This window comes from Streptomyces lydicus, assembly GCF_004125265.1.
GTDB lineage: Bacteria > Actinomycetota > Actinomycetes > Streptomycetales > Streptomycetaceae > Streptomyces > Streptomyces lydicus_C.
Window position 1 is genome coordinate 2,361,105 of sequence record NZ_RDTE01000003.1, and the last position, 25,387, is coordinate 2,386,491.

Here is a 25,387-nt window from a genome sequence, read left to right on the forward strand (position 1 = left end):
CCCGGACAGCCCGTACGGGCCCCTCCCCGGAGTGCCGTTCCGCCCCGCACGCCCGCCCGCACCCGGGCAGCACCGAGCCCCGGCGGGCTGCTGCCCACCGGGGCTCCGGTACGTACGAACAGGGGTGTCAGGCCGCGACGACATCCACGACGTCGGCCGGGGACTTGATGGTCACGCGCTCCTCCGGCACACCGGCCAGGGACGTGACGGACACCGAATTGAGCTTCGGCCGCACCGGTGCGGGCACCGGGTCGCTCGCGGCCGCGGACGCTGCCAGCTCGGCGAGTGCCAGCTCGTCGCTGACCTCCCGCATGAGCTCGGACATGCGCACGTCCAGCGCGTCACAGATCGATGAGAGCAGTTCGGAGGAAGCCTCCTTCTGCCCCCTCTCCACCTCGGACAAATAGCCGAGCGATACCCGGGCGGAGGAAGAGACCTCGCGCAGGGTTCGGCCCTGGCGCTGACGCTGTCGGCGCAGCACGTCACCCAGCAGGCGACGAAGCAGAATCATCGCTGGCTCCCTCCTCGGACCTCGGATCCGGATCCTTCTCGCCCCACCGTACCGCCTCGGGCTGGAGGCGTGCGGGGTGCGAGTACGTGTTCACTCAGGGCTGCAAACATCCATTCCCCCCGTGTTGTTCCGTATCCTGTGCCCGCGTATTTTCTGTCAGTTCGCTCAACAGCATTGCGAGCACGGCATGAATGGTGTCCTGGCGGATCCGGTCCCGATCGCCCTCCAGCGCCAGCCGCCGCACCTGCCCTGCGCCGTCCGGTCCCTGAACCGCCACGAAAACGGTGCCCACCGGATATCCGTCCTGCGGATCGGGCCCGGCCACCCCCGTCGTGGCGATGCCCCAGTCGGCACCCAGCACCCGCCGCACACCGCACGCCATCTGCCGCGCGACCTCCCCGTCCACCGCACCGCACGCGGCCAGCAGGGCGGCGTCCACGCCCAGCACCTGCCGCTTGAGGTCGGTGGCGTACGCCGTGACCGAGCCGCGGACCACCCGTGAGGCCCCGGGGACGGCGGTCAGTGCGCCCGTCACCAGGCCGCCGGTCAGCGATTCCGCCACCGCCAGGCTCTGACCGCGCCCGGCGAGCAGTTCCAGCGCTCCGGCCGCGGCAGAACCCGGCCCGTTCACCGTGCCGCGTCCCGCTCGGCCCGCTCCCGGACCAGTCCGGCCCGGCGCAGCACCACGGCCTGCCGGATGTAGTCGAACCCGGTGACCACGGTCAGCGCGACGGCCACCGCCATCACCCACCAGCGGAAGGTCGCCAGCGGGCCGGTCAGCACCAGGACGTACATGCCCACCGCGGTGCCCTGGGCCAATGTCTTGATTTTGCCGCCCCGACTGGCCGGAATCACTCCGTGCTTGATCACCCAGAACCGCATCAGCGTGATGCCGAGCTCCCGGAAGAGGATCACGCCGGTCACCCACCACGACAGATCACCCAGCACCGACAGGCAGATCAGCGCCGCGCCCATGATCGCTTTGTCCGCGATCGGGTCCGCGATCTTGCCGAAGTCGGTGACCAGGTTGTACGTGCGCGCCAGATGCCCGTCGAAGACATCGGTGATCATGGCGATGGCGAAGGCGGCCCAGGCGAAGACCCGCCAGACGGGATCGGTGCCGTTGTCGTGCATCAGCAGCACCACGAAGGCCGGGACCAGCACCAGCCGCAGCATCGTCAGAAGGTTGGCGATGTTCCACAGCCCGGCCTGCCGGACGACCGGCGCCGTGCGCGGGCCACCAGCTGCGGAAGCCGGGACTCCGCTCATCTGGCCGCCTCCTCGGTACACCCCGTGCCCTCCACCGACAGCACCTCCGCGACGAGGTCCACGCCCTCGCTCGCCACCACCTTTGCTTCGACCATACGACCGGGCGCCAGCTCCTGGCCGGTCGACAGCAGGGTGACGCCGTCGGTCTCCGGCGCCTGGTGCGCGGCCCGCCCGACGATGCCGTCCTCGTCGTCGGTCCGGTCGACCAGCACCCGCAGCGTTTCGCCGATCCGCTCCTCGGCGCGCTGCGCGGTCAGCTCCTCGGCCAGCCGGGAGACCCGCGCCAGCCGCTCGGCGACCACGTCCGGGTCGACCTTGTCCTCGTACGAGGCGGCCTCGGTGCCGTCCTCGTCGGAGTAGCCGAAGACGCCGATGGCGTCGAGCCGGGCCTCGGTGAGGAAGCGCTCCAGCTCCGCGAGGTCGCTCTCGCTCTCCCCGGGGAAGCCGACGATGAAGTTGGAGCGGGCACCGGCCTGCGGCGCCTTCGTCCGGATCGTCTCCAGCAGCTCCAGGAAGCTGTCGGTGCCGCCGAAGCGCCGCATGGAGCGCAGCACCCCGGGCGCCGAGTGCTGGAAGGACAGGTCGAAGTACGGCGCCACCTTGTCGGTACCGGTCAGCACGTCGATCAGCCCCGGCCGCATCTCGGCGGGCTGCAGGTAGCTGACCCGGATCCGCTCGATGCCGTCGACCGCCGCCAGCTCCGGCAGCAGCGTCTCCAGCAGCCGGATGTCGCCGAGGTCCTTGCCGTAGGAGGTGTTGTTCTCGGAGACCAGCATGATCTCCTTGACGCCCTCCCCGGCCAGCCAGCGCGTCTCACCGAGCACATCGGAGGGCCGGCGCGAGATGAAGGAGCCGCGGAAGGACGGGATGGCGCAGAACGAGCAGCGCCGGTCGCAGCCGGAGGCCAGCTTCACCGAGGCCACGGGGCTGCTGCCGAGCCGGCGGCGCAGCGGCGCACGCGGCCCGGAGGCGGGCGCGATGCCCTCCGGCAGGTCCTCGGGCGGGGCGGCCGGCGGCTCGTCCTGGGCGTGGCCGGGCAGCGCGACACCGGCGGAGCCCTGGCGCTCGGCCGGGCTGATCGGCAGCAGCTTGCGGCGGTCGCGCGGGGTGTGGGCGGCGTGGATGCCGCCGTTCAGGATGGTCTGCAGGCGGTCGGAGATGCTGCTGTAGTCGTCGAAGCCGAGCACACCGTCGGCCTCGGGCAGCGCCTCGGCGAGCTCCTTGCCGTAGCGCTCGGCCATGCAGCCGACGGCCACCACGGCCTGGGTTCTGCCGTGATCCTTCAGATCGTTGGCTTCCAGCAGGGCGTCGACGGAGTCCTTCTTCGCGGCCTCGACGAAACCACAGGTGTTGACGACGGCGACATCGGCATCGGCGGCTTCCTCGACGAGGTCCCAGCCGTCCGCTGCCAGGCGGCCTGCGAGCTCCTCCGAGTCCACCTCGTTACGGGCGCAGCCAAGAGTGACAAGGGCGACGGTACGGCGTTCGGGCATAGGCCTCAGCCTACTTTGTCCCGGCCACCCCCTTGGCGCGCAGGTCTCCACCGCCCGTTCCGGGTGCCCGGCGCGGGCGGCGGGCACCCACCGAGCACGGGCGGCCGGCACTCACCGGGAGGGCTCTCAGCCCGCCTGGGGGTCCCCCGGCGTATAGCTCAGCCGCTCCACCGTGCCCTTGTCGCCGACCTTCTTGACCTCCTTGCCGTTGACGTACAGCTGTACGGCGCCGGCGTTGCCGAGGACCAGGTCGATGCGCTCCTTGTCGGTGATGGTCTTGGACTCGCCCTTCTTGAGCAGGCCGTCCTCCAGGAGCTTGCCGTTGGCGTCCTTGGCGGAGACCCAGCTCTGGCCGTCACGGGCGGTCACCTTGATCGTGACCTTGTCCTTCGGCAGTCCGGCGACGGCGCTGTCGGAGGGATCGGGGGTGACGGGCGGCTTGATGGTCGAGGGATGGCGGGTGGGCGCCGGCGCCGGCTTCGCATTGGCGTCGCCGCCCGCGATCGGGCCGCTGTCGCTCTTGCCGCCATCCGTGAAGAGCGTGAAGCCCATGAACCCGACCACCGCGACGATCGCCGCGACCATCGCCGCGGTCCAGTTGGGGCGGCGCGGCTCGGAACGGATCCGCTCGGCTTCGTAGAGCGGTGCGGCGGGGGTCGGCGCGGGCCGTCCACCGTGCTCGGCGTCGAACTGGTCGATCAGCGGTCCGGGATCGAGACGGACCGCGCGGGCGAGCGCCCGGATGTGCCCCCGGGCGTAGACATCGCCGCCACAGCGGGAGAAGTCGTCCTGCTCGATCGCCTGCACGAGGGGGATGCGCACCCGTGTCGTCGTACTGACCTCTTCGACGGTCAGTCCCGCTCCGATACGGGCCTTCTGGAGGGCAGCGCCGACGGAAGGCCGGTCTGCTTCGGGGGAGTTGCCGATGGACACGGGGGCGCCTTTCGAGCGTGTAGCCACCTGCTGGAAGTTCAGTCTAGGGGTGGAGCGAAAGGGTCGGGCAAGCGGGAGAGCGGGGTTTTACGCCATCGGAACGCCGTCGGCGGCGCCCTGGGGCTTGATGGTGAAGCATCGTTCCCTCGTCTCCCTCAACTTGACGTATCGGCAGGCGAAACGGTTGCCTTCTTCTCTCGTGTGCGGGATCCGGATATCTGTGCTACTCGGTAGCCTCCCCCCGGATCACCGCCAGCACTCCATCCAATTCATCGGGCTTCACCAGAACGTCGCGGGCCTTGGATCCCTCGCTCGGCCCGACGATGGTGCGCGACTCCATGAGGTCCATCAGCCGGCCGGCCTTGGCAAAGCCCACCCGCAGCTTGCGCTGGAGCATCGACGTCGACCCGAACTGCGTGGAAACCACCAGCTCAGCGGCCTGGCACAGCAGATCGAGATCGTCGCCGATGTCCTCGTCGATCTCTTTCTTCTTCGCCGTGCCGACGGTGACGTCGTCGCGGAAGACCGGCGCCATCTGATCCTTGCAGTGCTGGACCACGGCCGCGACCTCGGCCTCGGTCACGAACGCGCCCTGCATACGGACCGGCTTGTTGGCACCCATCGGCAGGAACAGCCCGTCGCCCTTGCCGATCAGCTTCTCGGCGCCCGGCTGGTCGAGGATGACCCGGCTGTCGGCGAGCGAGGAGGTGGCGAACGCGAGCCGGGAGGGCACATTGGCCTTGATCAGGCCGGTGACCACATCCACGGACGGGCGCTGGGTGGCGAGCACCAGATGGATGCCTGCCGCGCGGGCGAGCTGGGTGATGCGGACGATCGAGTCCTCCACATCGCGCGGCGCGACCATCATCAGGTCCGCCAGCTCGTCGACGATCACCAGCAGGTACGGGTAGGGCGCCAGCTCCCGCTCGCTGCCCTCGGGGGAGCTGACCTTGCCGCTGCGCACCGCCTCGTTGAAGTCGTCGATGTGCCGGAAGCCGTACGCCGCGAGATCGTCGTAGCGCAGGTCCATCTCGCGCACCACCCACTGCAGCGCCTCGGCGGCGCGCTTGGGGTTGGTGATGATCGGGGTGATCAGGTGCGGGATGCCCTCGTACGCGGTCAGCTCGACGCGCTTGGGGTCGACCAGCACCATCCGGACGTCCTCCGGCGTGGCCCGCACCATGACCGAGGTGATCAGACAGTTGATGCAGGAGGACTTGCCGGAGCCGGTGGCACCGGCCACCAGGACGTGCGGCATCTTGGTCATGTTGGCCATGACATAGCCGCCCTCGACGTCCTTGCCGAGCGCCACCAGCATCGGGTGCTCGTCGCCCGCGGCGTCGGCCAGCCGCAGCACATCGCCGAGGTTGACCATCTCGCGGTCGGTGTTGGGGATCTCGATGCCGACCGCGGACTTGCCGGGGATCGGGCTGATGATCCGGACGTCGGGGCTGGCCACGGCGTAGGCGATGTTCTTGGCCAGCGCGGTGATCTTCTCGACCTTGACGGCCGGGCCCAGCTCGACCTCGTAGCGGGTGACCGTCGGGCCGCGGGTGAACCCGGTGACCGCGGCGTCGACCTTGAACTCCTGGAAGACCGTGGTCAGCGCGGTCACTATGGCGTCGTTGGCGGCGCTGCGGGTCTTGCCGGGGCCACCGCGCGAGAGCAGGTCCAGCGAGGGCAGCGAATAGGTGATGTCACCGGACAGCTGAAGCTGCTCGGCGCGGGCCGGCAGTTCGCCGGACGGCTCCGGCGGCGCCTTGGTGAAGTCCGGTACGGCCGGGGTGTCCTCGGCCGCGGACGGCTTGGGCTCCGCCCCGCGGGCCGGCGGCACCGTGCCGCTCTCCCCCGCGGTGTCCTCGCCGTCGTGCCCCCGGTGCTCCCCCGAGATGCCGCTGCTGAGCCCGGCGACGAGCGGGGAGGGCTGGACGCCGTGCAGCACCGCACCGTCCAGCGCGGCGGCGGCCGCCGCGGCCACATCCACCGCGTCCATCGGCCGGTCCGCCGCGGGCTGTACGGAGGCCCGGCGCGGGCGGCGGCGCTGGGCCAGGGCCGCTTCCTCTATCGCCTCCGGGTCGCCCGCGGCCGGTGCGGCACCGCCGCGGCGCGGTGTGCGGGCGGGCTGCTCGCGCCACTCCTCCGCATAGTCCCCGGCCTCGTCGAAGTACTCCTCGGGCTCGTCCGGTTGCACCACGCCCAGCCGGATGCCGAGCGCCCGCAGCCGCTGCGGGATGGCGTTCACCGGCGTCGCGGTGACCACCAGCAGCCCGAAGACGGTCAGCAGCGCCAGCAGCGCCACGGCCAGGGTCTGTCCGACGGTGAAGATCAGCGGCTTGGACGCGGTCCACCCCAGGTAGCCGCCGGCGTCCTGTATGGCGGCCAGACCGTCGTCCCGGCCCGGCGAGCCACAGGCCATGGCGACCTGTCCCAGGACACCGACGACCAGGGCGGACAGCCCGATGACGATCCGGCCGTTGGCCTCCGGCCGCTCGGGGTGCCGGATGAGGCGGATGGCGATGCCGCCGAGCAGTATCGGCACGACCAGATCGAGCCGCCCGAACGCCCCGGTGACCAGCAGCTCGACGAGGTCACCGACCGGTCCGCTGAGGTTCGACCACGTACCGGCCGCGATGACCAGCGCCAGGCCGAGCAGCAGCAGCGCCAGCCCGTCCTTGCGGTGCGCCGGATCGAGGTTCTTCGCGCCGCGGCCCATACCGCGGAACACCGCCCCGATGGCGTGCGCCAGCCCCAGCCAGCAGGCACGGACGAGGCGGTAGACGCCGCCGGTGGGTGACGGCGCCGGCCTGGGAGCCGCCTTCTTGGCGGGAGTCCGCTTGGCCGGAGCCTTTTTGGCCGGCGCCTTCTTCGCCGCCGCGGTCTTCTTGCCCGGCGGCTTGGCGGGCGCCTTCTTCGCGGCGGTCTTCTTGGCGGCGCCCGCGGTCCGTCCGGCGCGCTGCTTGGAGGGTCCCGCCGTGCTCTGGGTTCCCTTGCCGGACGTACGTGAGGCCATGGCGACGAGATTACAGGCGAACGCGGGCATCACACGAGCGCACAGCGCTTCACCCGAACGTGTCGCGCGCCCGCCTCATGAAAGGGCGTCAGTCACCCCGCGACGCTGCCCGCCCCCGGCTCCAGGGCATCCAGTGCCCGGCGCAGACCCGTCAGTTTGCGTTCCAGATGGGCCGCCGTGGCCACCGCCGCCGCATCTGCCGTCTCGTCCAGCTGTTTGGACAGCGCCTCGGCCTGCTCCTCGACCGCGGCCAGCCGCGCGGAGAGCTCGGCGAGCAGCCCCGCGGACTCCCGCGCCTCGTCGGCGCTCGGCCGCCCGCCCTCCAGCTGCAGCCTCAGCAAGGAGGCCTGCTCGCGCAGTTGGCAGTTCTTCATGTAGAGCTCGACGAACACCGAGACCTTGGCGCGCAGCACCCAGGGGTCGAACGGCTTGGAGATGTAGTCCACCGCACCGGCCGCATAGCCGCGGAAGGTGTGGTGCGGGCCGTGGTTGATGGCCGTGAGGAAGATGATCGGGATGTCGCGGGTCCGCTCCCGCCGCTTGATGTGCGCGGCGGTCTCGAAGCCGTCCATCCCCGGCATCTGCACATCGAGCAGAATCACCGCGAAGTCGTCCGTGAGCAGTGCTTTGAGCGCTTCCTCCCCGGACGATGCCCGCACCAGTGTCTGATCGAGCGCAGAGAGGATCGCCTCCAGCGCCAGCAGATTCTCCGGCCGGTCATCGACCAGGAGGATCTTGGCCTTCTGCACCATGGCCCGTCCTCCTCGCCCCGGCATGGAACCGGACGCCGCCCCAGGGGACGACTCCGTCACGCCGCCCGTCCTTGTGCCGGTCATGGTAGCTGCACCCCGCCTGTCGCCACACCCTGTCACCGCGATGTCACTGTGCACGTAGCAGAAACGCAGACAGAGACCAGAAGGTTCCCCGAATCCTGCGCTTCCACACGTCCACGACGACACTGAGTCAACACGCGATGATCCTCTTACGCTTCCATACTGGACGCTCCCTCACTCCGCGCGCATCCATTGCTCCATGACCGACAACAGATGATCGGTATCCACCGGCTTGGTCACATAGTCGGAGGCTCCGGAGTCGATGCTCTTCTCCCGGTCGCCCTTCATCGCCTTCGCGGTCAGCGCGATGATGGGCAGTCCGGCGAACTGCGGCATCCGGCGGATCGCCGCCGTGGTCGCATAGCCGTCCATCTCCGGCATCATGATGTCCATCAGCACCAGCACGATGTCGTCGTGCTGCTCCAGCACCTCGATGCCCTCGCGCCCGTTCTCCGCGTACAGCACCGAAAGCCCGTGCTGCTCCAGGACGCTGGTGAGCGCGAAGACATTGCGGATGTCGTCATCGACGATCAGCACCTTCTCGCCGTGGAAGCCACCCTCGAAAGCGGGATCCACCAGATCCTGGCCGTTGCCGATCCAGGGCTCCTCGGCGGGCTGCTGCGCGACCGGCTGCGGCGGCGCCTCGGGCGCCTGAGGAGCCTGCGGGGCCTGGGGCGGCGCCGCGGACGGCTGCTGCCGTCCCGGAAGCTCGAAGCGGCGCGCAGAGCCCGAAACCGCCCGGCGGCGGCGCCGGTTGAGGCTGCCCCCGGAGTCCAGCTCGCGGGCCTGCTGCTCTTCGGCCTCCTGACGCCCGACCTCCGTCTCGCGCGCCTCCGCGTCCATCGCGATCCCGCCGGCCACCAGCTGCGGATAGCCCTGCGGCGGCAGTCCGCCCGGGTTGTGCGGGAGGTAGAGCGTGAACGTGGAGCCGCGGTTGGGCTCGCTCGCGGCGTGGATCTCGCCGCCCAGCAGCCGGGCGATCTCCCGGCTGATGGACAGGCCCAGGCCCGTGCCGCCGTACTTGCGGCTGGTCGTGCCGTCCGCCTGCTTGAACGCCTCGAAAATGACCCGCATCTTGCTCGACGCGATGCCGATACCGGTGTCGGTCACCGAGAAGGCGATCATGTCCGCATCCGGGTCGCGCAGCGAACCGTGCTCCAGCAACTGCTCGCGGATGGCCACCGGGACATCCGCCCCGGCCGGCCGGATCACCAGCTCGACGGCGCCGCTGTCGGTGAACTTCACCGCGTTGGACAGCAGATTGCGCAGCACCTGCAGCAGTCGCTGCTCGTCGGTGTGCAGGGTGGCCGGCAGCTCCGGGGAGACCCGTACGGAGAAGTCGAGTCCCTTCTCCGCGGTCAGCGGCCGGAACGTGGCCTCCACGTAGTCGACGAGCTGGACCAGCGCGATCCGGGTCGGGCTGACGTCCATCTTTCCGGCCTCGACCTTGGACAGGTCCAGGATGTCGTTGATCAGCTGGAGCAGGTCGCTGCCGGCGCCATGGATGGTTTCGGCGAATTCGACCTGCTTCGGGGAGAGATTCCCCTCGGCGTTGTCGGCCAGCAACTTGGCCAGAATCAGCAGGGAGTTCAGCGGCGTCCGCAGCTCGTGCGACATGTTCGCCAGGAACTCCGACTTGTAGCGCATCGAGACCGCGAGCTGCTCGGCACGCTCCTCCAGGACCTGCCGCGCCTCCTCGATCTCGGTGTTCTTCACCTCGATGTCACGGTTCTGCGCGCGCAGCTGCTCGGCCTTCTCCTCCAGCTCGGAGTTGGACAGCTCCAGCGCCTTCTGCCGGCTCTCCAGCTCGCCCGAACGCTCCTTGAGCTGTTCGGTCAGCTCCTGCGACTGCTTGAGCAGCACCTCGGTCTTGGTGTTCACCGAGATGGTGTTGACGCTGGTCGCGATCATCTCGGCGATCTGGCTGAGGAAGTCCTTCTGGATCTGGGTGAACGGCTGGAAGGACGCCAGCTCGATCACGCCGAGCACCTTGTCCTCGAACAGCACCGGCAGCACGATCACATTCGCCGGCGGCGCCTCGCCCAGCCCGGAGGCGATCTTGAGATACCCGGACGGGACGTTCTCCACCAGGATGGTGCGCCCCTCCTCCGCGGCCGTGCCGATCAGCGTCTCGCCCGGCCGGAAGGTCGTCGGCATCCCGCCCATGGCGTAGCCGTACGAGCCCATCAGCCGCAGCTCGTAGGCGCCCGCCTCGCCGCCGTCCGCGCCGATCTCCTGGCTGTCGGGCTGCGCGGCGAGGAAGAACGCGCCGTGCTGGGCGGAGACCGCGGGCGACAGCTCGCTCATGATGAGCGTGGCGACGTCCTTGAGGTCGCGCCGGCCCTGCATCAGACCGGAGATCCGGGCGAGGTTGCCCTTGAGCCAGTCCTGTTCCTCGTTGGCGAGGGTGGTCTCCCGGAGCGTGGAGATCATCGTGTTGACGTTGTCCTGGAGCTCCAGGATCTCGCCGGCCGCGTCCACGTCGATCCGGACGTTGTGATCGCCCAGGGTGACCGCAGCGGCGACCGCGGCGATGGCCCGCACCTGACGGGTCAGGTTCCCGGCCATCTCGTTCACCGACTCGGTCAGGTCCCGCCAGGTGCCGGCCACGCCCCGCACCTGCGCCTGACCGCCCAGCTGGCCTTCCGTACCCACCTCACGGGCCACTCTGGTGACCTGCTCCGCGAAGGACGAAAGCTGGTCGACCATGGTGTTGATGGTGGTCTTCAGCGCCAGGATCTCGCCGCGCGCATCGATGTCGATCTTCTTGGTCAGATCGCCCTTGGCGATGGCGGTGGTGACCATCGCGATGTTGCGGACCTGGCCGGTCAGGTTGTTGGCCATCGAGTTCACGGACTCGGTGAGGTCCTTCCACGTACCGGCGACGCCGGGAACGCGGGCCTGACCGCCCAGGATGCCGTCGGTGCCCACCTCACGGGCCACCCGGGTGACCTCGTCGGCGAACGACGACAGCGTCGTGACCATCGTGTTGACCGTGTCGGCGAGCTGCGCGACCTCGCCGCGCGCCTCGACCGTGACCTTCTTGGTCAGGTCCCCGTTGGCGACCGCCGCCGAGACCTGGGAGATGTTGCGCACCTGGATGGTCAGGTTGTTGGCCATCAGGTTCACGTTGTCGCTGAGGTCCAGCCAGATACCGGTCGCGCCCGGCACCCGCGCCTGGCCGCCCAACTGCCCCTCGGTACCCACCTCACGGGCCACCCGGGTCACCTGCTCGGCGAACGACGACAGCTGGTCGACCATCGTGTTGACCGTCGTGACCAGTTCCAGGATCTCGCCCTTGGCGTCGACGGTGATCTTCTTGGACAGATCACCGCGGGCCACCGCGGTCGTCACCTCGGCGATGTTGCGCACCTGCGAGGTGAGGTTGTTCGCCATGAAGTTGACGGACTGGGTGAGGTCCTTCCAGGTGCCGCTGACGCCCTGCACCTCGGCCTGGCCGCCCAGGATGCCCTCGGTGCCCACCTCACGGGCGACCCGGGTGACCTGCTCCGCGAACGAGGAGAGCTGGTCGACCATGGTGTTCAGGGTGTTCTTCAGCTCCAGGATCTCGCCCCGGGCGTCCACGTCGATCTTCTGCGACAGGTCACCGCGCGCGACCGCCGTGGCGACCTGCGCGATGTTGCGGACCTGGGCCGTCAGGTTGCCGGCCATGCCGTTCACCGAGTCGGTCAGATCGCGCCAGACGCCCGCGACGCCCGGCACCTGCGCCTGGCCGCCCAGCCTGCCGTCCGTACCGACCTCCCGGGCGACCCGGGTGACCTGGTCGGCGAAGGCGGAGAGCTGGTCGACCATCGTGTTGATGGTGTTCTTCAGCTCCAGGATCTCGCCGCGCGCGTCCACGTCGATCTTCTGGGACAGGTCGCCCCGCGCGACCGCCGTCGTCACCTGCGCGATCTGCCGCACCTGAGAAGTCAGGTTCCCCGCCATGAAGTTGACGGAGTCGGTCAGTTCCTTCCAGGTGCCGCTGACGCCGTCCACCCGGGCCTGGCCGCCCAGCCGGCCCTCCGTGCCCACGTCCCTGGCCATCCGGGTGACCTGGTCGGCGAACGACGACAGCTGGTCCACCATGGTGTTCACGGTGTTCTTCAGCTGCAACATCTCGCCGGAGACGTCGACGGTGACCTTCTGCGACAGATCACCGTTGGCCACCGCGGTCGTCACCTGGGCGATGTTGCGCACCTGCCCGGTCAGGTTGCGGAAGGCGGTGTTCACGGAGTCCGTGAGGTCCTTCCACGTACCGGCCGCCCCGGGCACCGCGGCCTGGCCGCCCAGCTCGCCCTCGACACCGATCTCCCGCGCCACGCGCGTCACTTCGGCACCGAACGACGACAGCTGACCCACCATCGTGTTGACGGTGTTCTTCAACTCCAGCATTTCACCGGCCACATCGACGGTGACCGTCTGCGACAGATCACCGTTGGCGACCGCCGTCGTCACCTGCGCGATGTCCCGCACCTGCGCCGTCAGGTTGCGGAAGGCGGTGTTCACCGAGTCGGTGAGGTCCTTCCACGTCCCGGCCGCGCCCGGCACCTGCGCCTGACCACCGAGCTGGCCCTCCGCGCCGACCTCGCTCGCCACCCGCGTCACTTCGTCCGCGAAGGTCCGCAGCGTCTCGGTCATGGTGTTGATCGTGTCGGCCAGCTGCGCGACCTCGCCGCGTGCGCTGACCGTGACCTTCTGCGACAGATCGCCATTGGCCACGGCAGTGGTGACCTGGGCGATCCCGCGCACCTGAGCGGTGAGGTTGCCGGCCATGAGATTGACCGAGTCCGTCAGGTCCTTCCACACCCCGGCCACGCCGGGGACCTGCGCCTGACCACCGAGCTCACCCTCGGTGCCGACCTCACGGGCGACCCGCGTCACCTCGGAGGCGAACGAGGAGAGCTGGTCGACCATCGTGTTGACGGTGTTCTTCAGCTCCAGCATCTCGCCGGAGACATGGACGGTCACCTTGCGCGACAGATCACCCTTGGCCACCGCGGTGGTGACGAGAGCAATGTCACGCACCTGCGCCGTCAGCCGGGACGCCATGGTGTTGACGGATTCCGTGAGGTCCTTCCATGAACCCGACATTCCGCGCACCCGCGCCTGGCCGCCGAGCTTGCCCTCCGTACCGACCTCACTGGCCACTCTGGTGACCTCGTCGGTGAACGCGGAGAGCTGGTCCACCAGCCCGTTGACGGTCCGGCCGACCTTCAGGAATTCACCCCGCAGAGGGTGCTCCGAAGAGCTGTCCGAACTGCGCGACCGCAGATCCATCCGCTGTTCCAGGTCGCCCTCGGACACCGCGGACAGCACCCGTCCCACCTCGGAGACGGGCCGTACGAGGTCATCGACCAGGGCATTCGAGGCGTCGATCGCCGCGGCCCAGGAGCCCTCGGCGGCGCCGACCTCCAGCCGTTCCGTGAGCTTTCCCTCACGACCGACGACCCGGCGCACCCGCGTCAGCTCGCCCGTCAGATGCAGATTGCGGTCCGCAACCTCGTTGAAGACCGCCGCGATCTCCGACATCACGCCGTCGCCGGAAACCGTCAGCCGCTTGCGGAAGTTCCCGTCCCGCATCGCGACCAACGCGACCAACAGCCGATTCAGCGCAGCCGTATCCACCTCGGTCGTCCCGTTGTTCCGGGATCGTCCGCCTTTCGCGCGCGTGCTTGCGCCCCGCGCCGCTGCGCCAGACTCCACCGTGTCCCTCCCGCAAGGGTCGACCGTTCTACCCGGGCTTTCTCTTGATACGTGCCCAGTGTTTCACCATGGCCCAACCAGGCCATAACAGTTCGGCAGCATCGCACACCGTCCCAGGGCACGATTGGGGCGGAAACACACGTGACCGGCATCCTTGGGTGCGGCGAAGGTAAGTAACCTGGCATACGGCTGTCCACCGTCCCGGCCCTAGAGCACGGGCAGTGGTGGAGGCACCACAGGTTTATTCGGAGGGGCGCCGCAAGTATGGGGGAGCAGATCACCGACACACGCATGAGGAGACCAGTGATCACCGCGCGGGCCGCCGCAACCTTCGAGCCGGTCGGGCGCTCGGTCGCCACTGCCCGTGCATTCGTCCGCGACACCCTCCAGGGCTGGGGCTGCGCCGACATCGTCGACGACGCCGTGGTGCTGACCAGCGAGCTGGTCACCAACGCCGTGGTGCACGCCGGCACCGCCGCCGATGTGCTGTGTCTGCGCAACGACGACGGCGTACGGATCTCCGTCGCCGACCGCTACCCCGAACGCGAGATCCCGCTCCAGAACGCCGGCCAGGTCGTCGTCCACCCGGACCGCGAGGGCGGCCGCGGCCTGCTGCTGTGCGGCGCGCTCGCCACCCGCTGGGGCGTCGAGTACACCGCCGCACAAAAACACGTATGGTTCCAGCTCGACCTCCCCGAGCGCCCGGCCGGCACCCGTTCCGCCGGCCCCGCCCTGCCGGTGGACGCCCTCCCGGTCGCCGAGGCCCGCGTCCGGGTCGCGGTGATCCAGATCGACCGCGGCGGCTGCATCAGCTTCTGGAACGAGGACGCCCAGGACCTCTTCGCCTACGACCCCGAGCAGGTCATCGGCAAGCCGCTCACCGACTTCGCCGCCTGGCCGCACACCCCGGGAACCGGCACCGGCATCGTCGAGGCCCTGCAGCTCTCCCGCTGGGAGGGCTCCTACGGCATCCGGGGCTCGGACGGCCGGGTCGTCCCCGTCTACGCCTCCCACCTGCGCGTCCGCGACGCCGACGGCGAGGCCTCCACGGTCTGCCTCCTGGTGCGCGACCACGAGCGCGCCATCCTGCAGAGCCCCCAGCGCACCCCCGCCCCGGACGCCGCCTCCCAGGCCGGTCCGTCGGAGGGACGCCTCGCCGACCCGTTCGAGGTCTTCATCGGCTCACCGGCCCCCGACGACCTCGACGGCCTGCTCCAGCGGACCGTCGAACGGGCCCGCGACATGCTCGACGGCGACGCCGCCTACCTCCTCCTGGCCACCGACGACGAGACCGAGCTGGAGGTCCGCGCCTCCACGGGCCTGCCCTCCGCCCGCCAGCGGTTCGCCCGCGTCCCCGTCGAGGCCGGATCCGGACGCTACGGCTCCGCCCGGATGCCCGCCGTCCACGAAGACCTCACCGCGGTCCCCGGCGCCGTCCCCCTCCTCAGCGGCACGGGCATGCGCTCGGTCGTCACCGTCCCGCTCAAGGTCGAGGGCCGGCTGACCGGCTCGCTCGGCGTCGCCGCGGAGGGCGCCGGCCGCTACACCAACGAGGAGGCCCTGCGTCTCCAGTTCGCCGCCGACCGCATCGCCCTCGCCGTCGAACGCGCCCGCCTCACCGAGCTGGAAAAACTCCGCCGCGGCTCGCTCTCCTTCCTCGTCGAGGCCTCCGATCTGCTGGCCGGCACCCTCGACCGGGACCAGACCCTGGCCCTGATGGCCCAGATGACGGTCCCCACCCTCGCGACCTGGTGCGCCGTCTACACCGTCGCCGACCAGACGTCCGAGCCCGAGCTCTCCTATGTGCTGCACGAGGACGAGGACCGGATCGACGGCCTCAAGACGCTGCTGACGAAGGTCGACCCTCCCGAGCCGGTCCCCACCCCCGGTGCCCGTGTCTGGACCGCCCCCGGCGACGCCGCGCACGACGCCGCCCTGCGCACCTCCATGCGCAGCCTGGGCCTGGGCAACTCCGCCCGGCCCTCCACCGGCCCCGGCGCCACCCTCGCCACCGCCTCCGCGGTGGGCGGCGAGACGGTCGTCCTACCCCTCGTCGCGCGCAACCGCGTCATCGGCATGCTGACCCTGGGCAAGCCCACCGAGGAGCACTTCCGCCAGGAGATCCTGGAACTCGCCGAGGACCTCTCCCGCCGGGCCGCACTCGCCCTGGACAACGCGCGCCTCTACTCCGAGCGCACGGCCATCAGCCAGTCCCTGCAGCGCAGCCTGCTGCCCCCTGAGCAGCCCGCGATCCCCGGCATGGAGGTCGAGGTCATCTACCGCGCGGCCGGCGAGGGCAACGAGGTCGGCGGCGACTTCTACGACATCTTCCCGATCCGCGACGGCGCCTACGGCTTCGCCATCGGTGACGTCTGCGGTACCGGCCCGGAAGCGGCCGCCGTCACGGGCCTGGCCCGGCACGCGCTGCGCCTGCTCGCCCGCGAGGGCTTCGGCGGCCCCGCCGTCCTGGAACGCCTCAACGCCGCCATCCTCGACGAGGGCGCCCGCAGCCGCTTCCTGACGCTCCTTTACGGCGAGCTCTGGCCCCAGGCCGACGGCAGCGCCGTCCTCAAGGTCGTCTGCGCCGGCCACCCCCTGCCGCTCCGTCTGCGCCAGGACGGCACCGTCGAGGCGGCCGCCGAACCCCAGCCGCTCCTCGGCGTCATGGACGACCTGGAGCTCTACGAACAGACCGTCACTCTCGACCCCGGCGACGTCCTGCTCTGCGTCACCGACGGCGTCACCGAGCGCCGCGAGGGCACCCGCATGCTCGGCGACGACGGCCTCACCGACCTCCTGACCACCTGTACGGGACTGACAGCCGGCGCCGTCGCCGCCCGCGTGCTGCGCGCCGTGGAACGCTTCGCCGCCGAACCCGCCTCCGACGACATGGCCATCCTCGCCATGCGCATCCCCGAGGCCCCGGCCGACTGACCCCCGGGGAGCGGCCGACGCCCACCACTCACGGCGTCGGCCGCTTCCTCATCCCCAACCGCCGCCCACGACACGGCCATGGCTCCCGTCCGCGGAGCTGAAACGACATCACCGAACCGGCAATGGACCGGCACCGGACCGGCATACGACAAAGGCCCCCGCCAAATGGCGGGGGCCTTTCTCTTCTGGAGCCCCAATACGGAATCGAACCGTAGACCTTCTCCTTACCATGGAGACGCTCTGCCGACTGAGCTATTGGGGCGCGGCAACGGAATAGATATTACCTCAACTCCGCGCCGTCTTCTAATCGTCCACCGCCTGGTCCACCGATACCCGGCTAAAAGGCCGGCTGCAGCAGCCCGCCGAGCGCATTGCACGCACCGACCATCCTGTGGAGCTCCCGCCGCGACATCCCCGCGTGCACGGGCAACGCCAGGGTCTCGTCCACCGCCCGCTCGGTCTCCGGCAGAAAAACATCCCGCCGCAGCCCCGGCATCCGGTACACCGGCGCCAGCACGGGCACCTTGCAGGCCACGCCCTTGGCCCGCAGCGCCCGCGCGAACGCATCCCGGTCCGGCCGCCCGTTGCCGGGTACCCGCACCACATACTGCTCGTAGGTGTGCCCCGCAGCCGGTGTGGGCGTCCGGACCCCGCTGAGCCTGCCGTCCAGGTACGACGCCTGCGCCCGCCGCAGCTCGGCGCCCTCCGGGTCCGCCCCGGGTTCGTTCTCCACGAGCACCAACAGACCACGCCGCTGGCCCACTTCACGGATCCACCCGGTGTCCGCCTGCCGCCCGAACCGGTGAATCGCCACGACCGCGGCCGTCTGGCTGGTCACCACATCCGACACCGCGGCCGGGTCCAGGCAGTAACTGTCGCCGTCCACATCGGCGAACACCGGCACCGCGCCCAACTCCAGCACGGCCCGGGCCACCTCGGCGTTGCCGTACGCCGGCACCACGACCTCATCCCCAGCACTGACACCGGCCGACCTGAGCGCTCCAACTGTCCGCATGAAACGGATCCTGCTCAGGTCAGATGAACGTCGAGTTACACCCACCACCCGAAAATCAGAACAAAAAAGCTCCGGCCCCTGAACCATAAGGTTCAGAGACCGGAGCTGAATGATTGTTCGGCGGCGTCCTACTCTCCCACAGGGTCCCCCCTGCAGTACCATCGGCGCTGAAAGGCTTAGCTTCCGGGTTCGAAATGTAACCGGGCGTTTCCCTAACGCAATGACCACCGAAACACTATGAAGTTAACCAACCCGGCAATATCACAGGTCGTTACTTCAGAACCTACACAGTGGACGCGAGCAACTGAGGACAAGCCCTCGGCCTATTAGTACCAGTCAACTCCACCCGTTACCGGGCTTCCATATCTGGCCTATCAACCCAGTCGTCTACTGGGAGCCTTAACCCCTCAAAGGGGGTGGGAGTACTCATCTCGAAGCAGGCTTCCCGCTTAGATGCTTTCAGCGGTTATCCTTTCCGAACGTAGCCAACCAGCCATGCCCTTGGCAGGACAACTGGCACACCAGAGGTTCGTCCGTCCCGGTCCTCTCGTACTAGGGACAGCCCTTCTCAATACTCCTACGCGCACAGCGGATAGGGACCGAACTGTCTCACGACGTTCTAAACCCAGCTCGCGTACCGCTTTAATGGGCGAACAGCCCAACCCTTGGGACCGACTCCAGCCCCAGGATGCGACGAGCCGACATCGAGGTGCCAAACCATCCCGTCGATATGGACTCTTGGGGAAGATCAGCCTGTTATCCCCGGGGTACCTTTTATCCGTTGAGCGACGGCGCTTCCACAAGCCACCGCCGGATCACTAGTCCCTACTTTCGTACCTGCTCGACCCGTCAGTCTCACAGTCAAGCTCCCTTGTGCACTTACACTCAACACCTGATTGCCAACCAGGCTGAGGGAACCTTTGGGCGCCTCCGTTACCCTTTAGGAGGCAACCGCCCCAGTTAAACTACCCACCAGACACTGTCCCTGATCCGGATCACGGACCCAGGTTAGACATCCAGCACGACCAGAGTGGTATTTCAACAATGACTCCACCATGACTGGCGTCATAGCTTCAAAGTCTCCCACCTATCCTACACAAGCCGAACCGAACACCAATATCAAGCTATAGTAAAGGTCCCGGGGTCTTTCCGTCCTGCTGCGCGAAACGAGCATCTTTACTCGTAATGCAATTTCACCGGGCCTATGGTTGAGACAGTCGAGAAGTCGTTACGCCATTCGTGCAGGTCGGAACTTACCCGACAAGGAATTTCGCTACCTTAGGATGGTTATAGTTACCACCGCCGTTTACTGGCGCTTAAGTTCTCAGCTTCGCCACACCGAAATGTGACTAACCGGTCCCCTTAACGTTCCAGCACCGGGCAGGCGTCAGTCCGTATACATCGCCTTACGGCTTCGCACGGACCTGTGTTTTTAGTAAACAGTCGCTTCTCGCTGGTCTCTGCGGCCACCACCAGCTCACCGAGTAAATCGGATCACCAGCAATGGCCCCCCTTCTCCCGAAGTTACGGGGGCATTTTGCCGAGTTCCTTAACCATAGTTCACCCGAACGCCTCGGTATTCTCTACCTGACCACCTGAGTCGGTTTAGGGTACGGGCCGCCATGAAACTCGCTAGAGGCTTTTCTCGACAGCATAGGATCATCCACTTCACCACAATCGGCTCGGCATCAGGTCTCAGGCTTCATGCTGTCCGGATTTACCTGGACAACGCCCTACACCCTTACCCCGGGACAACCACCGCCCGGGCTGGACTACCTTCCTGCGTCACCCCATCACTTACCTACTACCACCTTGGATCAGCGGCTCCACCACTCCCCTACGCTCCGAAGAGCTCAGGGCGGCTTCACGGCCTTAGCATTAATGGATTCGATATTTGGCGCTTCAAAGCGGGTACCGGAATATCAACCGGTTGTCCATCGACTACGCCTGTCGGCCTCGCCTTAGGTCCCGACTTACCCTGGGCAGATCAGCTTGACCCAGGAACCCTTAGTCAATCGGCGCACACGTTTCCCACGTGTGTATCGCTACTCATGCCTGCATTCTCACTCGTGAACCGTCCACAACTCGTTTCCACGGCTGCTTCACCCGGCACACGACGCTCCCCTACCCATCACAACGGACGTTGGTCCTCATGTTGCAATGACACGACTTCGGCGGTGTGCTTGAGCCCCGCTACATTGTCGGCGCGGAATCACTTGACCAGTGAGCTATTACGCACTCTTTCAAGGATGGCTGCTTCTAAGCCAACCTCCTGGTTGTCTCTGCGACTCCACATCCTTTCCCACTTAGCACACGCTTAGGGGCCTTAGTCGATGCTCTGGGCTGTTTCCCTCTCGACCATGGAGCTTATCCCCCACAGTCTCACTGCCGCGCTCTCACTTACCGGCATTCGGAGTTTGGCTAAGGTCAGTAACCCGGTAGGGCCCATCGCCTATCCAGTGCTCTACCTCCGGCAAGAAACACACGACGCTGCACCTAAATGCATTTCGGGGAGAACCAGCTATCACGGAGTTTGATTGGCCTTTCACCCCTAACCACAGGTCATCCCCCAGGTTTTCAACCCTGGTGGGTTCGGTCCTCCACGAAGTCTTACCTCCGCTTCAACCTGCCCATGGCTAGATCACTCCGCTTCGGGTCTTGGGCACGCTACTCAACGCCCTCTTCGGACTCGCTTTCGCTACGGCTTCCCCACACGGGTTAACCTCGCAACATACCGCAAACTCGCAGGCTCATTCTTCAAAAGGCACGCAGTCACGACACAGAGACAAGTCTCTGTGCGACGCTCCCACGGCTTGTAGGCACACGGTTTCAGGTACTATTTCACTCCGCTCCCGCGGTACTTTTCACCATTCCCTCACGGTACTATCCGCTATCGGTCACCAGGGAATATTTAGGCTTAACGGGTGGTCCCGCCAGATTCACACGGGATTTCTCGGGCCCCGTGCTACTTGGGTGGTTCTCAAACGAGCCGTCAATGTTTCAGCTACGGGGGTCTTACCCTCTACGCCGGACCTTTCGCATGTCCTTCGCCTACATCAACGGTTTCTGACTCGTCTCACAGCCGGCAGACTGTGAAAGAGAACTCCCACAACCCCAGCCACGCAACCCCTGCCGGGTATCACACGTAACTGGTTTGGCCTCATCCGGTTTCGCTCGCCACTACTCCCGGAATCACGGTTGTTTTCTCTTCCTGCGGGTACTGAGATGTTTCACTTCCCCGCGTTCCCTCCACACTGCCTATGTGTTCAGCAGCGGGTGACAGCCCATGACGACTGCCGGGTTTCCCCATTCGGACACCCCCGGATCAAAGCTCGGTTGACAGCTCCCCGGGGCCTATCGCGGCCTCCCACGTCCTTCATCGGTTCCTGGTGCCAAGGCATCCACCGTGCGCCCTTAAAAACTTGGCCACAGATGCTCGCGTCCACTGTGCAGTTCTCAAGCAACGACCAGCCACCCACCACCCCAACCCGAAGGCTGAGTTCACTGGGGCCGGCATCGCGAAGGTCCAGACCACAGTCCGTACCCTCAGATACCCAACAACGTGCCCGGCACGACCATCCGAATCCTGTGTTCCACGCCGAAGCAGTACTAACAGTCATCATCAGACCGTGCCGAATAGTCAACGTTCCACCCATGAGCAACCAGCATCAGACATTCGCTGATGTACTGGCCTCTGACCAACCAGAGGTCGGTAAGAAGTGCTCCTTAGAAAGGAGGTGATCCAGCCGCACCTTCCGGTACGGCTACCTTGTTACGACTTCGTCCCAATCGCCAGTCCCACCTTCGACGATTCCCTCCCACAAGGGGTTGGGCCACCGGCTTCGGGTGTTACCGACTTTCGTGACGTGACGGGCGGTGTGTACAAGGCCCGGGAACGTATTCACCGCAGCAATGCTGATCTGCGATTACTAGCAACTCCGACTTCATGGGGTCGAGTTGCAGACCCCAATCCGAACTGAGACCGGCTTTTTGAGATTCGCTCCACCTCGCGGTATCGCAGCTCATTGTACCGGCCATTGTAGCACGTGTGCAGCCCAAGACATAAGGGGCATGATGACTTGACGTCGTCCCCACCTTCCTCCGAGTTGACCCCGGCAGTCTCCTGTGAGTCCCCATCACCCCGAAGGGCATGCTGGCAACACAGAACAAGGGTTGCGCTCGTTGCGGGACTTAACCCAACATCTCACGACACGAGCTGACGACAGCCATGCACCACCTGTACACCGACCACAAGGGGGACCCTGTCTCCAGGGTTTTCCGGTGTATGTCAAGCCTTGGTAAGGTTCTTCGCGTTGCGTCGAATTAAGCCACATGCTCCGCTGCTTGTGCGGGCCCCCGTCAATTCCTTTGAGTTTTAGCCTTGCGGCCGTACTCCCCAGGCGGGGAACTTAATGCGTTAGCTGCGGCACGGACGACGTGGAATGTCGCCCACACCTAGTTCCCAACGTTTACGGCGTGGACTACCAGGGTATCTAATCCTGTTCGCTCCCCACGCTTTCGCTCCTCAGCGTCAGTATCGGCCCAGAGATCCGCCTTCGCCACCGGTGTTCCTCCTGATATCTGCGCATTTCACCGCTACACCAGGAATTCCGATCTCCCCTACCGAACTCTAGCCTGCCCGTATCGAATGCAGACCCGGGGTTAAGCCCCGGGCTTTCACATCCGACGTGACAAGCCGCCTACGAGCTCTTTACGCCCAATAATTCCGGACAACGCTTGCGCCCTACGTATTACCGCGGCTGCTGGCACGTAGTTAGCCGGCGCTTCTTCTGCAGGTACCGTCACTCTCGCTTCTTCCCTGCTGAAAGAGGTTTACAACCCGAAGGCCGTCATCCCTCACGCGGCGTCGCTGCATCAGGCTTTCGCCCATTGTGCAATATTCCCCACTGCTGCCTCCCGTAGGAGTCTGGGCCGTGTCTCAGTCCCAGTGTGGCCGGTCGCCCTCTCAGGCCGGCTACCCGTCGTCGCCTTGGTAGGCCATCACCCCACCAACAAGCTGATAGGCCGCGGGCTCATCCTTCACCGCCGGAGCTTTCCACCACCAGACCATGCGGTCGGTAGTCGTATCCGGTATTAGACCCCGTTTCCAGGGCTTGTCCCAGAGTGAAGGGCAGATTGCCCACGTGTTACTCACCCGTTCGCCACTAATCCCCTCCCGAAGGAGGTTCATCGTTCGACTTGCATGTGTTAAGCACGCCGCCAGCGTTCGTCCTGAGCCAGGATCAAACTCTCCGTGAATGTTTACTCGGCCAGTAAATAAATTACAGCCGGTGAACACACACGAGAGCGGAACGAGCGGACGGAATAGGTCTGCTCGTTCACAGCGTCCTCGCTGTGTGTGCCACCCCGACCGCATGGGCCGTGGTGGGCTTTCAAAGGAACCTCATCCGCCGGATGTTTCCGGTGGACGGGGTATCAACATATCTGGCGTTGACTTTTGGCACGCTGTTGAGTTCTCAAGGAACGGACGCTTCCTTTGTTCCTGTTTCACCAGGATCTCCGGGCGCTTCCCTTCGGTCTTGCGTTTCCGACTCTATCAGATCCTTGCGGGCCCGATTTTCGCCGGTGCGTTTCCGCCTTTCGGCTTCTTCGCGTTTCCAACCTTACCAGATCCGTTTCCGTGTCCGGCGCCCTGTTGGAGCGGGTCGGCCGTTCCGCTTTCGCTTTCCGGCCTTTCCGACTCTACCAGACCCGATTTCGTTCCGTTTCCGGTCCGAATTCGTTTCCGATTCCCCGTCGGAGGGGGTTTGCCTTTCGGCTGATCCGACTTTATCAGATTGCTCTGGGCCGGAATTCCGCCTGATTTTGCAGGGGTGCTCCGTACGCAGAGGCGCGCGGTGCTTCCCGTTCAGGAGGAGACGTAAACGTACTGGAGCGGGGCGCCCGGATGCAAATCCGGGCGCCCCGCTCCTACTTGAGTACCTGCCTACGGCCCTGGGGCCTCAGACCTCGACGACCACGGGGAGGATCATCGGGCGGCGCCGGTAGTTGTCCGACACCCACTTGCCGACCGAGCGGCGGATCAGCTGCTGGAGCTGGTGCGCGTCCGCGACACCGTCCTGGGCCGCCTTGGCCAAGGCCTCGTCGATCTTGGGGACCACGCCCGACAGGGCGGAGTCCTCGATGCCGGAGCCGCGCGCATGCAGGTCCGGGCCTCCGACGATCTTCCCGGTGCTGCTGTCCACGACCACGAAGACCGAGATGATGCCCTCGTCGCCCAGGATGCGGCGGTCCTTGAGGTGGGTTTCCGTGACATCGCCGACCGAGAGGCCGTCGACGTAGACATAGCCCGCCTGGACCTTGCCGACGATCTTGGCGACACCGCCGACCAGGTCGACCACGACACCGTCCTCGGCGATGACGATCCGTTCCTTCGGGACACCGGTCAGTGCCCCCAGTTCGGCGTTGGCACGCAGATGGCGCCATTCGCCGTGGACCGGCATGAGGTTCTTCGGCTTGCAGATGTTGTAGAAGTACAGCAGCTCGCCGGCCGAGGCGTGACCCGAGACATGGACCTTGGCGTTGCCCTTGTGGACGACGTCCGCGCCCCACCGGGTGAGGCCGTTGATCACGCGGTAGACCGCGTTCTCGTTGCCCGGGATGAGGGAGGACGCCAGGATCACGGTGTCGCCCTGGACGATCCGGATCTGGTGGTCGCGGTTGGCCATCCGGGAGAGGGCGGCCATCGGCTCGCCCTGGGAACCCGTGCAGACCAGCACGACCTCGTCGTCAGGGAGGTCGTCGAGGGTCTTGACGTCGACGACCAGGCCGGCGGGGACCTTCAGGTAGCCCAGCTCGCGGGCGATGCCCATGTTGCGGACCATCGAGCGGCCGACGAAGGCGACCCGGCGGCCGTACTCGTGCGCCGCGTCGAGGATCTGCTGGATGCGGTGCACATGGCTGGCGAAGCTGGCCACGATGATGCGCTTCTGGGCGTTCGCGAAGACCGTGCGCAGGACGTTGGAGATGTCGCGCTCGGGCGGGACGAAGCCCGGGACCTCGGCGTTCGTGGAGTCGGAGAGGAGAAGGTCGATGCCTTCCTCGCCGAGCCGCGCGAAGGCGGGGAGGTCGGTCAGTCGCCGGTCCAGCGGGAGCTGGTCCATCTTGAAGTCGCCGGTGTGGACGACCATGCCCGCGGGGGTGCGGATGGCGACGGCCAGCGCGTCCGGGATGGAGTGGTTGACGGCGACGAACTCGCAGTCGAAGGAGCCGATCCGCTCCGTGTGCCCCTCCTGCACCTCGAGGGTGTAAGGACGGATGCGGTGCTCCTGAAGCTTGGCCTCGATGAGCGCGAGGGTCAGCTTGGAGCCGATGAGGGGGATGTCCGGCTTCTCCCGCAGGAGGTAGGGGACACCACCGATGTGGTCCTCGTGGCCGTGGGTCAGCACGATGCCGTCGATGTCGTCGAGGCGATCCCTGATGGACGTGAAGTCCGGCAGGATCAGGTCGATTCCGGGCTGCTCCTCCTCGGGGAAGAGCACTCCGCAGTCGACGATCAGCAGCCGGCCGCCGTATTCGAAGACCGTCATGTTGCGGCCGATTTCACCCAGGCCGCCGAGGGGGGTGACGCGCAGGCCGCCCTTGGGGAGCTTCGGCGGGGCGCCGAGCTCAGGATGCGGATGACTCAAAAGACTCTCCTCACCACACACGCCACGCTGCCGT

Annotated in this window: 11 protein-coding genes, 1 tRNA gene and 3 rRNA genes; 1 reads left to right on the top strand and 14 read right to left on the bottom strand. The window is 66.9% G+C overall.

Features of this window, described 5'->3' with window-relative positions:
• Positions 1 to 127 precede the first annotated feature (127 nt).
• The 8 genes from D9V36_RS12820 to D9V36_RS12855 form a co-directional block, all read right to left on the bottom strand.
• Positions 128 to 511 carry a helix-turn-helix domain-containing protein gene (locus D9V36_RS12820; protein WP_086720541.1) on the bottom strand — a complete coding sequence of 128 codons (384 nt, stop codon included), beginning with the start codon at positions 509 to 511 and terminating at the stop codon, positions 128 to 130.
• Between the two features lie 94 nt (positions 512 to 605).
• Positions 606 to 1,142, bottom strand: a complete 537-nt coding sequence (locus D9V36_RS12825; RefSeq protein WP_129293888.1) for a CinA family protein — start codon at positions 1,140 to 1,142, stop codon at positions 606 to 608.
• Complete coding sequence (gene pgsA / locus D9V36_RS12830) at positions 1,139 to 1,780, bottom strand: CDP-diacylglycerol--glycerol-3-phosphate 3-phosphatidyltransferase (RefSeq protein ID WP_129293889.1); 642 nt, start codon at positions 1,778 to 1,780, stop codon at positions 1,139 to 1,141. The genes D9V36_RS12825 and pgsA overlap by 4 nt, the downstream gene beginning before the upstream one ends.
• A complete protein-coding gene (rimO, locus tag D9V36_RS12835; RefSeq protein WP_129293890.1) occupies positions 1,777 to 3,273 on the bottom strand; it encodes a 30S ribosomal protein S12 methylthiotransferase RimO in 1,497 nt (498 codons plus the stop codon). The genes pgsA and rimO overlap by 4 nt, the downstream gene beginning before the upstream one ends.
• Positions 3,274 to 3,399: 126 nt before the next feature.
• Positions 3,400 to 4,206 carry a helix-turn-helix domain-containing protein gene (locus D9V36_RS12840; protein WP_129293891.1) on the bottom strand — a complete coding sequence of 269 codons (807 nt, stop codon included), beginning with the start codon at positions 4,204 to 4,206 and terminating at the stop codon, positions 3,400 to 3,402.
• A gap of 223 nt (positions 4,207 to 4,429) precedes the next feature.
• Complete coding sequence (locus D9V36_RS12845) at positions 4,430 to 7,216, bottom strand: DNA translocase FtsK (protein ID WP_241720852.1); 2,787 nt, start codon at positions 7,214 to 7,216, stop codon at positions 4,430 to 4,432.
• 92 nt (positions 7,217 to 7,308) lie between these two features.
• Positions 7,309 to 7,968 carry a response regulator gene (locus D9V36_RS12850; protein ID WP_129293893.1) on the bottom strand — a complete coding sequence of 220 codons (660 nt, stop codon included), beginning with the start codon at positions 7,966 to 7,968 and terminating at the stop codon, positions 7,309 to 7,311.
• A gap of 255 nt (positions 7,969 to 8,223) precedes the next feature.
• On the bottom strand, positions 8,224 to 13,755 hold the full coding sequence (locus D9V36_RS12855) for a HAMP domain-containing protein (protein ID WP_129293894.1): 5,532 nt from the start codon (positions 13,753 to 13,755) through the stop codon (positions 8,224 to 8,226).
• Positions 13,756 to 14,046: 291 nt separating this feature from the next.
• Here D9V36_RS12855 and D9V36_RS12860 point away from each other — a divergent pair, with 291 nt between their 5' ends.
• On the top strand, positions 14,047 to 16,689 hold the full coding sequence (locus D9V36_RS12860; protein WP_241720853.1) for a SpoIIE family protein phosphatase: 2,643 nt from the start codon (positions 14,047 to 14,049) through the stop codon (positions 16,687 to 16,689).
• 186 nt (positions 16,690 to 16,875) lie between these two features.
• On the opposite strand, the gene D9V36_RS12865 is transcribed toward D9V36_RS12860, so the two are convergent.
• From D9V36_RS12865 to D9V36_RS12895, 6 genes are all read right to left on the bottom strand, one after another.
• Positions 16,876 to 16,951, bottom strand: a tRNA-Thr gene (locus D9V36_RS12865).
• 75 nt (positions 16,952 to 17,026) lie between these two features.
• A complete protein-coding gene (locus tag D9V36_RS12870; RefSeq protein WP_129293896.1) occupies positions 17,027 to 17,704 on the bottom strand; it encodes a DegT/DnrJ/EryC1/StrS family aminotransferase in 678 nt (225 codons plus the stop codon).
• Between the two features lie 115 nt (positions 17,705 to 17,819).
• Positions 17,820 to 17,936 (bottom strand): 5S ribosomal RNA (rrf, locus tag D9V36_RS12875).
• 74 nt (positions 17,937 to 18,010) lie between these two features.
• Positions 18,011 to 21,132, bottom strand: a 23S ribosomal RNA gene (locus D9V36_RS12880).
• A gap of 302 nt (positions 21,133 to 21,434) precedes the next feature.
• Positions 21,435 to 22,963, bottom strand: a 16S ribosomal RNA gene (locus tag D9V36_RS12885).
• The 16S, 23S and 5S rRNA genes sit together here, the layout of an rRNA operon.
• 704 nt (positions 22,964 to 23,667) lie before the next feature.
• Complete coding sequence (locus tag D9V36_RS12895) at positions 23,668 to 25,353, bottom strand: ribonuclease J (protein WP_088800362.1); 1,686 nt, start codon at positions 25,351 to 25,353, stop codon at positions 23,668 to 23,670.
• Positions 25,354 to 25,387: the final 34 nt, after the last annotated feature.